The sequence below is a fragment of the Streptomyces sp. NBC_01390 genome (assembly GCF_045040105.1).
GTDB lineage: Bacteria > Actinomycetota > Actinomycetes > Streptomycetales > Streptomycetaceae > Streptomyces.
The window spans coordinates 4,538,199-4,550,773 of sequence record NZ_CP109551.1 but is presented as its reverse complement, the minus strand read 5'-3'; the positions used below and the strand labels follow the sequence as shown (position 1 = coordinate 4,550,773).

Sequence of the window (12,575 nt, the reverse complement as noted above, 5' to 3'; positions counted from 1 at the left end):
GGGCGGGCATACGCGTTCCGGTTCGTGTTCTTGTTCGTATTCGTATTCGTGTCAGGCGGTCACCGGTAGATCTTGCCGGGTTCGGCCTTCGCCGGAGCGAGGAGCTGGCTGACGGTCACGAACGTGTAACCCTGCTGGCTGAGCGACTTCAGGATGGCGGGCATGGCGGGCACGGTGCCCTTGTGCAGCGGGTGGAGCAGGATGATTCCGTCGCGGCCGGCGCCATCGAGGATGCGCTTGGTGATCAGCGCGGAGTCGTCCGTCGCGTAGTCCTTCGCGGTCACGGTCCACAGAACCTGCGCCAGGCCCAGCTCCTTGGCGACCTTGGACACGCGGTCGTCGGTGGCGCCCCCGGGCGGACGCATCAGCGTCGGCTCACTGCCGGTGAGCGCGGTGATCGCTCGTCCCGTGCGTTCCAGCTCGGCTCGGATCCGCGCGTCGGAGACATCCTTCAGCACGGGGTGCGTCCAGGTGTGGTTCCCGATCTCATGGCCGTCCGTGGCGATCCGCCGCACCACCTCCGGGAACTTGTGGATGCGCCGGCCCTCGAGGAAGAACGTCGAGGGCGCCTTGTACTCCTTCAGGAGGTCCAACAGCCGGTCGGTGGGTTCACCCGGGTTGCCGTCGAAGGTGAGCGCGATGCACTTGGCCTTCTGGCAGTCCACCTGCCCAGACGGTACGCCTGCCTCCGACGCGGCCCGGTCGCGTTCCGCGCGCGGGGACAGGGTCTCCAACCTGTACGCCTGGATGACCATGACGACGGTCACGGTCACAGCCGCCACCACGGCCACGGTCAGGGGTATGAGCAGGCGAAGCCGTCTCTTCAGGAAATTCACGCCCAGGGAGAGGACCGTTGACGCCGGGGAGTTGCCTGGCCGCCTCGATTGTGAGCTGCCACACGTGAGTGCCACCCGCTCGCCCCTGCCCGGATCTCCGGGGGCCCGTTCGTACCACGGCTGGAGTACGCCCACCCCGTGCCGTACGCCTGCGGGATGGCGGGAGGTTCCGACCGCTGGCTGCCCCGGATGTCAGTGGCGGCCCGTACCGTTGACGTATGGATCTTCGAATGCCCGGACTGCGGGGAGCGCGGCCCCGGCGGCCACGACGGCTGATCGCCGGCGTGGCCGCCGTCGTAGTCGTGCTCGCCGGCGCCGGTACGTGGACGGCCGTCGCCTCTGACGACGCGCCCGCGGTGCACCGCGCCGACCGGGTCATGGACGTCGGAGGCGGGGTGCGGATCGACACCTCGTTCTTCACAGCGGGGTCGGACACGTCCCGCCGCCCCGCCGTCCTCCTCGGCCACGGCTTCGGCGGCAGCAAGGACGACGTACGGTCCCAGGCCCAGGACCTCGCCCGCGACGGGTACGCGGTGCTGACCTGGTCCGCCCGTGGCTTCGGCAGATCGACCGGCAAGATCGGGCTGAACGACCCGAAGGCCGAGGTCGCCGACGTCTCGAAACTCTTCGACTGGCTCGCCACGCGCCCCGAGGTCCAGCTCGACAAGAGCGGCGACCCGCGCGTGGGCATGGCCGGCGGTTCCTACGGCGGCGCGATCGCCCTCCTCGCCGCCGGGTACGACGACCGGGTCGACGCCATCGCGCCCGCGATCACCTACTGGAACCTCGCGGACGCCCTCTTCCCCAATGGCGTCTTCAAGAAGCAGTGGGCCGGCATCTTCATCAACAGTGGCGGCGGCTGCGACAAGTTCGAGGCCACGCTGTGCCGGATGTACGACCGGGTCGCCGAGGCCGGCGAGCCGGACACGGCGGCCACCGACCTCCTCACCGAACGGTCGCCGTCCGCCGTCGGCGACCGCATCAAGGTGCCCACCCTGCTGATCCAGGGCCAGACGGACTCCCTCTTCCCGCTCGGCCAGGCCGACGCCGCCGCGAAGGCGATCCGCGCCAACGGCGCCCCCGTGGACGTCGACTGGATCGCGGGCGGCCACGACGGCGGCGACATGGAGACCAGCCGCGTCGAGTCCCGGGTCACCTCCTGGTTCGACCGCTACCTGAAGGGCGACAAGGCCACCGACACCGGCCCCGCCTTCCGCGTCACCCGCACCGGCGGCATCGACTCCACCGACGGTGCGGCGACCCTGCGCGGCGCCACCTCGAACACCTACCCGGGCCTGGAGAGCGGGCAGCGCGCGTTCCCCCTCACCGGCAAGGAACAGTCGTTCGACAACCCGGCCGGCGCCGCCCCGCCCGCCGTCTCCGCCCTGCCCGGCCTCGGCGCGGCGGGCGGCCTCTCCCAGCTCTCCTCCCTCGGAGTCGGCGTCTCACTCGACTTCCCGGGCCAGAACGCGCACTTCGATTCCGCGCCGGTCGCCGACGACGTACGGATCACCGGTTCCCCCACGGTCACCGTCCACGTGAAGTCGACCACCGAGGACGCCGTCCTCTTCGCCAAGGTGTACGACGTCTCCGAGAACGGCAGGCAGCAGGTGCTGCCCGGCCAGCTCGTCACCCCCCTCAGGGTCGACGGCGCCAAGGCGGGCAAGGACGTCACGATCACCCTCCCGGCCATCGACCACGAGGTCGAACAGGGCCACCGCCTCCGCCTGGTCCTCGCCTCCACGGACCTCGGGTACGCCTCCCCGGCCGCCCCGGCCACATACACCGTCTCCGTCGGCAGCGACCTCAAGGTCCCCACCGCCCCCGGCGTCACCACGGCCTCGGCCGGACTGCCCGCCTGGGTGTGGTGGCTGCCCCTCGCGGGCGCCGCGATCGCCCTGGCCCTGCTGCTGTCCGGCCGCCGCCGTACGGCACCGTCCGCCCCGGACCCCGAACTGGCCGAAGTCCCGCTCCAGATCACCGACCTGAGCAAGCGGTACGCGAAGTCGTCCGACCGGTATGCCGTCCGGGACGTGTCCTTCCGCGTCGAGAAGGGCCAGGTCCTCGGACTCCTCGGCCCCAACGGCGCCGGCAAGACGACCACCCTGCGCATGCTGATGGGCCTCATCAAGCCGGACGCCGGCGAGATCCGCGTCTTCGGGCACGCCATCCGCCCCGGCGCCCCAGTCCTCTCCCGTGTCGGCGCCTTCGTCGAGGGCTCGGGCTTCCTCCCGCACCTCTCCGGCCGCGAGAACCTGGAGCTGTACTGGCAGGCGACGGGCCGCCCGGCCGAGGACGCCCACATGGAGGAGGCCCTGGAGATCGCGGGCCTCGGCGACGCACTCGCGCGCGCGGTGCGCACGTACTCCCAGGGCATGCGCCAGCGCCTGGCCATCGCCCAGGCCATGCTCGGCCTGCCCGACCTCCTCATCCTCGACGAACCCACCAACGGCCTCGACCCGCCCCAGATCCGCGAGATGCGCGGGGTCATGATCCGGTACGCGGAGGCCGGCCGCACGGTCATCGTCTCCAGCCACCTCCTGGCGGAGGTCGAGCAGTCCTGCACCCACCTCGTCGTCATGGACCGCGGCAAGCTGGTCCAGGCGGGCCCGGTCAGCGAGATCATCGGCTCCGGCGACACCCTGCTCGTCGGCACCACGACCCCCGTGGAGGAGCCGGTCGTCGAGAAGGTGGCCGCCCTGCCGGGCATCGTCTCCGCCGTACGCACCGACGACGGCCTCCTGGTCCGCCTCGCCCCCGAAGACGGCAGCGCCCAACGCCTCGTCGTCGAACTCGTCCGCCTCGAAGTGCCCGTGGAGTCGGTGGGCCCCCACCGCCGCCTCGAAGACGCCTTCCTCACCCTGATCGGAGGTTCCGCATGACCACGACGAACACGACCAGTACGTCCAACACGACGAGCACGCTCGTGGAGCGGGCGGAGACGGCCGACGGGTACCGCGCCCGGCGGACACTGCCCCTGCGCGTCGAGCTGGTCCGCCAGCTCAAGCGCCGCCGCACGCTTGTCATGGGCGGCATCCTCGCCGCGCTGCCGTTCATCCTCGTCATCGCGTTCGCGATCGGCGGCGAGCCCGGCGGGCGCAACGGCCAGGTCACCCTGATGGACACGGCCACCGCGTCCGGCGCCAACTTCGTCGCCGTCAACCTCTTCGTCTCCGCGGGCTTCCTGCTCGTCATCCCCGTCGCCCTGTTCTGCGGGGACACGGTCGCCTCGGAGGCCAGCTGGTCCTCCCTGCGCTATCTGCTCGCGGCCCCCGTGCCACGCGCCCGCCTCCTGTGGTCCAAGCTCTCCGTCGCCCTCGGCATGAGCCTCGGCGCGATGCTGCTGTTGCCGGTCGTGGCCCTCGTGGTCGGCACGGCGGCCTACGGCTGGGGCCCACTGGAGATCCCCACCGGCGGCTCGCTCGCCGCGGGCACGGCGGCCCAGCGCCTGCTGGTCGTCGTGGGATACCTCTTCGTGTCCCAACTGGTCACCGCGGGACTGGCGTTCTGGCTGTCGACGAGGACGGACGCCCCGCTGGGAGCGGTCGGCGGCGCCGTCGGCCTGACCATCGTCGGCAACGTCCTGGACGCCGTGACGGCCCTAGGCGACTGGCGCGACTTCCTGCCGGCGCACTGGCAGTTCGCGTGGGCCGACGCCATCCAGCCCCGCCCGGAGTGGGGCGGCATGATCCAGGGGACGGCCGTCTCGATAACGTACGCCCTCGTCCTGTTCGCCCTGGCCTTCCGGGGTTTCGCCCGCAAGGACGTCGTCTCCTAGGTCACCGGAGGATCACCTACCGGTCTCGACAGCCGCCCCTCGTGGCCACTTCGAGATCCATCCGCAACACCCCGTACCGCACATTCCGGCCCCCTCCGCCGTCACAGTCACAGAAGTTGACGTCGTCCGGCGTCAACGGACGGAGGGGACACGGCAGATGAAGCGGACCCGGATCCACCGAGCACGACGCCTGCGCGGCACGCTGATCGCGCTGACGGCCGCGAGCGGTCTGCTGCTCACCGGCTGCAGCGGTGACGCCGGTGACAGCGGCCAGAGCAGCAAGGCGGACAGCCGGCAGAACTCCGGCGGCGGCTCGGGTTACGCACCCGCACCCGCCCAGAGCAACGGCTCCGGCGAACAGCAGGACGGCCGAACGGACAGCGAGGGCGAACAGGGAGACACCGAAGGCGACTTCGCCCCGCCCCCCGACTACCTCTCCACCTTCGCCCTCGACGTCGACACCGCCTCGTACGGCTACGCCCGCCGCACCCTCGCCGACGGACACCTCCCCGACCCGTCCACGGTCCGGCCCGAGGAGTTCGTCAACAGCTTCCGCCAGGACTACGAACGCCCCGACGGCAACGGCTTCTCGGTCACCGTCGACGGCGCCCGCACCGACCGCGAGGACTGGTCCCTGGTCCGCGTGGGCCTCGCCACCCGCACCGCCGAGCAGGACGGCGAACGCCCGCCGGCCGCCCTCACCTTCGTCATCGACATCTCCGGTTCCATGGCCGAGCCCGGCCGTCTCGACCTCGCCAAGGACTCCCTCGGCGTGATGACGGACCGGCTGCGCGACGACGACTCGGTGGCGATCGTCACCTTCAGCGACGAGGCCGAGACCGTCCTGCCGATGACCCGCCTCGACGACCACAGAGACCGCGTCCACGACGCGATCGACGAACTGGAACCGACCGACTCGACCAACCTCGGCGCAGGCGTACGCACCGGCTACGCCACCGCCGTGAAGGGCCTGCGCGAGGGCGCCACCAACCGGGTCGTGCTCGTCTCGGACGCCCTGGCCAACACGGGCGACACCGAAGCCGACTCCATCCTCGACCGCATCTCCGACGCCCGCCGCGAACACGGCATCACCCTCTTCGGCGTCGGTGTCGGCAGCGACTACGGCGACGCCCTGATGGAACAACTCGCCGACAAGGGCGACGGCAACACCACCTACGTCTCGAACGAGAGCGACGCCCGCAAGGTGTTCTGCGAGCAGCTCCCGCGCAACGTCGACCTCACGGCCCGCGACGCCAAGGCCCAGGTCGCCTTCGACCCGGAGACGGTCGCCGAGTTCCGCCTGATCGGCTACGACAACCGCCGCGTCGCCGACGACGACTTCCGCGACGACCGGGTGGACGGGGGAGAGGTGGGCCCCGGCCACACGGTCACCGCTCTCTACGCGGTCCGCACCAAGCAGTCCGCCTCGGGCCATCTGGCCACGGCCACGGTCCGCTGGCTCGACCCCGAGACCCGCGAACCCCACGAGGAATCGGGCCAGTTGGAGTCGGGCTCGCTGAACGAGGCCCTCTGGGACGCCCCGTCCCGCCTCCAGGTAACCGCCGTCGCCGCCTACTTCGCCGACGCCCTACGCAAGGGCGACGACGACTGGACCACCCTGCCCGGCGCCCCCACCCTGGGTGAACTCGCCGAGCGAGCCGACAAGTTGGCGGACACGACCGAAGACAAGGCGGTCCACCAACTGGCCGAGGCGATAAACCAGGCACGCCGCTATCAGGACTGAACGGTGCGAGGGACGCCCCTTTTAGGGGCGCGGGGAACTGCGCGCCCAGCCCCACGGCCCCGCGGCCAACAACCCACGGAACCAGGGAAGCTATCCGCACACAGACGTAACAGCCCGCCCCAGCCCCTCCAAGTGCAACCCGTCCAACCGGTACCCCCAAGCGGAGCGCCCCGCAGCAAGCCAAAGCCGAGGCTCACACCCGTACCCCGCCCGAACCCCCTGCGTCTCCTTCAACGCGTCCAGCAACTCGGTGGTGATCCGATCCAGGATCGGCCGCACCTCCTTCACCAGATCAGGCCGCTCGGTCGGCCGCAGCTCGGGATGCGCGTCCCAACGGGCGTACAGCCCACGCTGGACCACCTTGTTCGCCTCGATCTGGTCCCGGAACACGGCAGCCACCGCCGCCGGGTCGAGACCGAGCCCGACGGCCCGCGCCGAGACATCGTCCAGGATCTGCTGCTCACGCACCGGGTCGTCGATCGGCTTGTCGGTGCCGTACTTGGCGGCGGCGACCTTGTCGGCGACCAGCAGCCGCTCGGCGAACAGATCGGTCAGAGAGGACAGAGACGACGGGGCAGGGGAGGGGGAGAGGGCGACACTGCTCACTCGTACCGGAGTTGACGAGTGAGCCACGGCAGGCGCCGCGCCGGATACGGCGAGGACGGCCGACGCGCACACGGCGAGAAGAACGGACCGCACGAGGGTTCCTTTCGGTGGGGGGAGGCCAAACCGACGCCGGACCGAAGCCCCGCGCCGGTCAGCAAAATATCCGCCCCGGATGATCTACTTGCGCGCGACCCATTGAACTTTCCCTACGCATCGGTAATTTGACTCGGAATCAGAAGCGGGACCAGTCACCGGGAGCGAGTGTCATGGGCGTACGCAGGGATCTGAAGCGGGCGAAGCGACGCACCGATCTGGCGGCTCGCCACCGGATCGAGCTGATCCGCGACGAGAAGAGCGGCGCCGTCCGCGAGGCCCGCGCCGCGCCCGTCGTGGCGATCCCCACCACGGGCAGCACCGCCGACCTGCCCTACACCAACGCGGCCGAAGCCCCCGACGCGGTGATCCTGCGCCGCCGTACGGACGACGGCACCTGGCGCCCGATCACTGCCGCCGCCTTCGCAGCCGAAGTCACCGCCACAGCCAAGGGGTTGATAGCGGCCGGCCTCGAACCGGGCGGCCGGGTCGCGGTGATGTCCCGTACCCGCTACGAGTGGACGGTCCTGGACTTCGCGATCTGGGCGGCGGGCGGCCAGACCGTCCCCGTCTACGCCACCTCGTCCGCAGCCCAAGTGGACTGGATCGTAAGGGACTCGGGAGCCCGTCTGGTCGTCACGGAAACGCCGGACAACACGGCCACCGTCACCACCGGCACGGCCACCCACCCCGAACCCCCGCGAGTCCTCACCCTGGACGAGGGCGCGATGACCGAACTCACCACCCTGGGCCGGGAGGTGTCGGACGAGGAGGTGACCAAGCGACGCACCGCCCTGACCCCCGACACCACCGCGACGATCTGCTACACCTCCGGCACCACCGGACAACCCAAGGGTTGCGTCCTCACCCACGCGAACCTGCACGCCGAGGCCGCCAACGTCGTCGAGCTGCTGCACCCGATCTTCAAAGAGGTCACCGGCCAGACCGCCTCGACCCTCCTCTTCCTCCCCCTCGCCCACATCATGGGCCGGGCCCTTCAGATCGGCTGTCTGATGGCCCGTATCGAGATCGGCCACTTCCCGAGCATCAAGCCCGACGAACTCCGCCCGATGCTGCGGGAGTTCAGACCGACGTTCCTGGTCGGGGTCCCGTACCTCTTCGAGCGGATCCACGCCACCGGCCGCGCGACCGCCGAGAAGATGGGCCGCGCCGCCTCCTTCGACCGAGCCCACCGCATAGGCGTCCGCTTCGCCGAGGCGTACCTGGAGAAGTTCCTCGGAACCGGAACCGGTAGCGCCAAGGGCCCGGGCCTCGGCCTCTACGCAGCCTGGGCCCTGTACGACCTGCTCGTGTACCGCCGGATCCGCAACGAACTGGGCGGGCGCATGCACTACGCCATCAGCGGAGGCTCCCCGCTCGACCGCGACCTCAGCCTCTTCTTCTACGCCGCCGGAATCATCGTCTACGAGGGCTACGGTCTGACGGAGACGACCTCCGCCGCCACCCTCGTGCCGCCCCTGGCACCCCGCCCCGGCACGGTCGGCCAACCCGTCCCCGGCACCGCGGTCCGGATCGCCGACGACGGCGAGGTTCTCCTCAAGGGCGCGGTCGTCTTCGAGGCCTACTGGAACAACCCGGCGGCGACGGACGCGGTACTGAGCGACGGCTGGTTCGCCACCGGCGACCTCGGCGCCCTCGACGACGACGGCTACCTCACCATCACCGGCCGCAAGAAGGACATCATCGTCACCTCCGGCGGCAAGAACGTCGCCCCGGCCGTCCTGGAGGACCGGCTGCGCAGCCGTGCGCCGGTCGCCCAGTGCATGGTCGTCGGCGACAACCGTCCCTTCGTCGCCGCCCTGATCACCCTCGCCCCCGATTCCGTCGCCCACTGGCTGTCGGTCCGGGGGCTGCCCGCCGACACACCGATGGCAGAGGTGATCCGCGACCACCGGATGCGCGCCGACGTCCAGCGGGCCGTGGACCACGCCAACGCGGCGGTCTCCCGGGCCGAGTCGATCCGCGCCTTCACCCTGGTCGAGGGCGAGTTCACCGAGGACAACGGCATGCTCACCCCGTCCCTCAAGGTCAAGCGTCATGCCGTACGGGAGGCGTACGCGGCCGAGATCGAGGCGCTGTACAGCAAGTGAGCCCGAAGCAGTAGCGCCCCGAACGCCGAACGGCGGGCCACCGGAGAACCGGTGACCCGCCGCCGCAACCGAGCGGGGAGGCTCAGTTGTTGTGGGCGCCGTTGCTGGACAGGATCGGGATGTCGCTGAGGATGTGCGACAGCGGCTCGTCACCCTTGGCCTGCGTCGAGTTCTCGACACACTGCTGGTTCTGCGGAGCCGACAGGATCGGGATGTCCTGGACGGCGATCGGCACCGCGCCGGCGATGGAACCGAGGTTGAGCTTGGCAGGGAGGCCGACACACGGCTTGTTCAGCGAACCCTGGATGAGCGAGAGCTGCGGGCTCATGTCACCGAACGTGGCCGAGTTGCCGAACTCCTGCTCGGCGCCGTTGCCGCTGATGGAGGTCGTGCCTCCGTCGTTGGCGGTCGCCAGCGCCTGGGGCGCCGCCACGGCGGAGATACCGGCGACGGAGGCGGCGAGGGCCGCGGTTGCCCACAGCTTCTTCATGTTCATTCCCTTCGAAAAGCGGACTCCGGTGAGGAGCTGCGTGATCGTCAACGGCCCAACCCCCGGCGGGGTTGCGATGATTGCCCCGTTTGGCCCAGTGAGTGAGGTGTACAGGCGGCCGTACGAGGGAAACGGGGCGTCATGGGCACGCCAGCCGATTGCCGCGCACCGGCACGTCCTTCCCGAACACCGGCGGATCGCCGGGCTTGGGATCCGTACCCACCGCGATCAGCGGTCGGTCCTCGCGCACCTTGGTGAACATCGCTTTGGCCTTCGTGGCGTCCCAGCGCAGAGTCGAGCCGATGCCCGTCTTCGGCGGGTTGAACCCGGCGACCGGCACCGTGGCGAACTCCGTCCGGGTGGCCGGCACCTTGCTCAACGCCGCCGCAAGCGTGACGAGCGCCTTCACGCCGTCCTTCCCGAAACCCTGCTGGACCTTGGCCGGACCGAGCAGCGTCCGGGCCACCCGGCCCATGAGGACGGGGTCGGTGAGCACTTTCCGGGCGGTCAGCTGCTGCAGGGCCGCGACCAGGAACCGCTGCTGCCGCTGGATCCGCCCCAGGTCGGCACTCTGGTCGACATGCCGCGAGCGGACGTACTGCAGGGACTGACCGCCCTTGAGCAGATGCCGTCCCGGCGCCAGGTTCAGCTTGGTCTTCGAGTCCTTGAGGCGCCGTTTCGTGCACACCTCGACCCCGCCGACCTGGTTGACGGCGTCGATGAACCGCCGGAAGTCGAGCTGCAGATACTGCTCGACACTCACGCCCGTCGCCGCCTCCACCGTCCGCTCCAGGAGCGTCGCACCGCCCTCCGCGTACGCGCCGTTGAGCTTCGCGGGATGAGCGGGGCGTTGTTTCGCCGACGCCTTGGGTTTGTACGCCGGGATCGTGGCGAGGGAGTCGCGCGGCAGGCTGATCACGCTGACGCGGTCGCGCTTGGCGGACACATGGACGAGCATCATCACGTCCGCGCAGTTGCAGGCGAAGCCGCCCGCGTGGAACTTGCGGCGCTCCTGCTCGGTGATGGTGCCGCGGCCGTCCGTGCCCAGCAGCAGGATGTCGGTTCCCTTGGCGGGGGCGGCGCCACCCGTGGGTCTCAGGGGTGGCTGCTGGGGCACGCCACAGCCGATCGCTGTCGCAGCACACAGCAGCGCGACGCCGCACAGGCGGGAAAGACGGGCAAACCGGAACAAAGCGTGTCTCGTCGTCACCCGACGCAACGTAGGCCAGCGGGCCGCCGAGAGTTCGACGGCCCGCTGGTGAAGGCTCGAATTGAGCCCGGACGTACGCCCGGCTCAGTCGTCGCCGGTGGTACAGGTACTGCCGGTCAGTTGTTGCCCAGGCCGTTGCTGGACAGGATCGGGATGTCGCTGAGGATGTGCGACAGGGGCTCGTCACCCTTGGCCTGCGTCGAGTTCTCGACACACTGCTGGTTCTGCGGGGCCGACAGGATCGGGATGTCCTGGACGGCGATCGGCACGGCGCCAAGAACGGAACCGGCGTTGATCTTGGCGGGCAGGCCGATGCAGGGCTTGTTGAGGGAGCCCTGGATGAGCGCCATCTGGGGGCTCATGTTGCCGTACGTGGCCGAGTTGCCGTACTTCTGGGTGGCGCCGTTGCCGCTGATGGAGGTCGTGCCACCGTCGTTGGCGGTCGCCATGGCCTGCGGCGCGACCGCAGCGGAGGCACCGATGACGGAAGCGGCGACTGCGGCGGCAGCCATAACCTTCTTGATCACTTGCTGTGTCCCTTCGGAAGAAACCCCGTCCACCGGAGCGCTCTGATCAACTGCCTTGAGCGCGCATAGTTGCTCCGGTTCACTCCGATGGCCCATAGAGAGCGCTGTTCCCCGAGGGGGCCTGGAGCGGGCCAATCGGGTGAAGAGGCGAAACCAATCCCCGCACATCCGGTTGATGCGAGAGCAGGAACATGTGTCTCTGCCAGGAAAGGAAAGCAAAATGCTGAAGAAGGCAATGGCCGCGGCGGCGGTAGCGGTATCTGTCGTCGGAATCTCGGCGGCGGCCGCCCCTCAGGCGCTTGCCACAGCGGACGACGGCGGCACGACGTCCGTCAGCGGGAACGGGGCGGTCTCGAAGTTCGGCAACTCCCTGACCAAGGGCGACATGAGCCCTCAGATGAGCCTCGCGCAGGGCACGCTCAACAAGCTCTGTATCGGTCTGCCCGTCAAGGTCAACGCCGGTTCCATCGTCGGCGCGGTGCCGATCGCCGTTCAGGACATTCCGATCCTGTCCGCGCCGCAGAACCAGCAGTGCGCCGAGAACTCGACGCAGGCCAAGGGCGACGAGCCCCTGTCGCACATCCTCAGCGACATCCCGGTCCTGTCCAGCAACGGCATCGGCAACAACTGACCTGCCGCGACCGGCTGACACGTCGTCAACGGTCGTCCGGTCACTCGTAAACGCAGCTCGGACAGCCTCCGCACACGGTGTGGGGGCTGTCCGCGTTTCGTTGTCTGGCCGCATTTCTTCAGCCATTCGTGTGCATTGGGTTTTCTGGCGCTTCGGGGCGTTCGAGTGAATTAACCGTGGGACCACGTTCCGTAGTTTCTTCGGCTGTCTATCTCTCGTTTTACAACTGCCGGTCATGGTGCGAGCCGTCCATGTTGCGCTCGCTCGGCCTTCGGCCGACACAGGGCATGACCGCAGAGAAGGGAAACTTCATGAAGAAGAGCGTTGCTGTCATCGCCGGCGCGATCATGGCGCTCGGAATGGCCGTCCCGGCCTTCGCGGACGCCGAGGCCGAGGGCTTCGCCGCCAACTCCCCGGGTGTGCTCTCCGGCAACGTGATCCAGGTTCCCATCCACGTTCCGATCAACGTGTGCGGAAACTCGATCAACATCATCGCGCTGCTGAACCCGGCGATCGGCAACACCTGCATCAACGACTGACGTATAGCAC

Annotated in this window: 11 protein-coding genes; 6 read left to right on the top strand and 5 right to left on the bottom strand. The window is 69.5% G+C overall.

Annotated elements, in window-relative coordinates; translation table 11 throughout:
- Positions 1-59 precede the first annotated feature (59 nt).
- Positions 60-836 (bottom strand): polysaccharide deacetylase family protein, encoded by a 777-nt coding sequence (locus OG241_RS20275; protein WP_405816946.1) that lies wholly within the window; start codon positions 834-836, stop codon positions 60-62.
- A 218-nt stretch (positions 837-1,054) separates the two neighbouring features.
- On the opposite strand from OG241_RS20275, the gene OG241_RS20270 reads away from it, so the two are divergent.
- The 3 genes from OG241_RS20270 (at position 1,055) to OG241_RS20260 (ending at position 6,358) form a co-directional block, all read left to right on the top strand.
- Positions 1,055-3,718: an alpha/beta fold hydrolase gene (locus OG241_RS20270; RefSeq protein WP_405816945.1), complete on the top strand. Its 2,664-nt coding sequence runs from the start codon at positions 1,055-1,057 to the stop codon at positions 3,716-3,718.
- Entirely contained in the window at positions 3,715-4,614 is a 900-nt protein-coding gene (locus OG241_RS20265; protein ID WP_405816944.1) for an ABC transporter permease, read from the top strand. The genes OG241_RS20270 and OG241_RS20265 overlap by 4 nt, the downstream gene beginning before the upstream one ends.
- 157 nt (positions 4,615-4,771) lie before the next feature.
- Positions 4,772-6,358: a von Willebrand factor type A domain-containing protein gene (locus tag OG241_RS20260; protein WP_405816943.1), complete on the top strand. Its 1,587-nt coding sequence runs from the start codon at positions 4,772-4,774 to the stop codon at positions 6,356-6,358.
- Positions 6,359-6,448: 90 nt separating this feature from the next.
- On the opposite strand, the gene OG241_RS20255 is transcribed toward OG241_RS20260, so the two are convergent.
- Positions 6,449-7,057, bottom strand: coding sequence for a chorismate mutase (locus OG241_RS20255; protein WP_405816942.1), 609 nt, complete (start codon positions 7,055-7,057; stop codon positions 6,449-6,451).
- A 173-nt stretch (positions 7,058-7,230) separates the two neighbouring features.
- Here OG241_RS20255 and OG241_RS20250 point away from each other — a divergent pair, with 173 nt between their 5' ends.
- Positions 7,231-9,168 (top strand): AMP-dependent synthetase/ligase, encoded by a 1,938-nt coding sequence (locus OG241_RS20250; RefSeq protein ID WP_405816941.1) that lies wholly within the window; start codon positions 7,231-7,233, stop codon positions 9,166-9,168.
- A gap of 82 nt (positions 9,169-9,250) precedes the next feature.
- Here OG241_RS20250 and OG241_RS20245 read toward each other — a convergent pair whose 3' ends face one another.
- The 3 genes from OG241_RS20245 to OG241_RS20235 all read right to left on the bottom strand — a co-directional run bounded on the left by OG241_RS20245 (position 9,251) and on the right by OG241_RS20235 (position 11,395).
- The gene (locus tag OG241_RS20245; protein WP_405816940.1) at positions 9,251-9,658 is read right to left on the bottom strand and encodes a rodlin; all 408 of its coding nucleotides are present in this window, start codon (positions 9,656-9,658) and stop codon (positions 9,251-9,253) included.
- Positions 9,659-9,797: 139 nt separating this feature from the next.
- Positions 9,798-10,775 (bottom strand): LCP family protein, encoded by a 978-nt coding sequence (locus tag OG241_RS20240; protein ID WP_405816939.1) that lies wholly within the window; start codon positions 10,773-10,775, stop codon positions 9,798-9,800.
- A 209-nt stretch (positions 10,776-10,984) separates the two neighbouring features.
- Entirely contained in the window at positions 10,985-11,395 is a 411-nt protein-coding gene (locus OG241_RS20235; RefSeq protein ID WP_405816938.1) for a rodlin, read from the bottom strand.
- Between the two features lie 223 nt (positions 11,396-11,618).
- Between OG241_RS20235 and OG241_RS20230 the strand changes: the two genes are divergently transcribed.
- Both OG241_RS20230 and OG241_RS20225 read left to right on the top strand, forming a co-directional pair.
- A complete protein-coding gene (locus OG241_RS20230; protein ID WP_405826328.1) occupies positions 11,619-12,026 on the top strand; it encodes a rodlin in 408 nt (135 codons plus the stop codon).
- 311 nt (positions 12,027-12,337) lie between these two features.
- On the top strand, positions 12,338-12,565 hold the full coding sequence (locus tag OG241_RS20225) for a chaplin (protein ID WP_405816937.1): 228 nt from the start codon (positions 12,338-12,340) through the stop codon (positions 12,563-12,565).
- The last annotated feature ends 10 nt before the right edge of the window (positions 12,566-12,575 follow it).

Excerpts from the sequence above, each read along its gene's own strand:
- OG241_RS20265 (WP_405816944.1), top strand. The coding sequence starts at position 3,715 with ATGACCACGACGAACACGACCAGTACGTCCAACACGACGAGCACGCTC.
- OG241_RS20250 (WP_405816941.1), top strand. The coding sequence starts at position 7,231 with ATGGGCGTACGCAGGGATCTGAAGCGGGCGAAGCGACGCACCGATCTG.
- OG241_RS20225 (WP_405816937.1), top strand. The coding sequence starts at position 12,338 with ATGAAGAAGAGCGTTGCTGTCATCGCCGGCGCGATCATGGCGCTCGGA.
- OG241_RS20260 (WP_405816943.1), top strand. The coding sequence starts at position 4,772 with ATGAAGCGGACCCGGATCCACCGAGCACGACGCCTGCGCGGCACGCTG.
- OG241_RS20245 (WP_405816940.1), bottom strand. The coding sequence starts at position 9,658 with ATGAAGAAGCTGTGGGCAACCGCGGCCCTCGCCGCCTCCGTCGCCGGT.
- OG241_RS20270 (WP_405816945.1), top strand. The coding sequence starts at position 1,055 with ATGGATCTTCGAATGCCCGGACTGCGGGGAGCGCGGCCCCGGCGGCCA.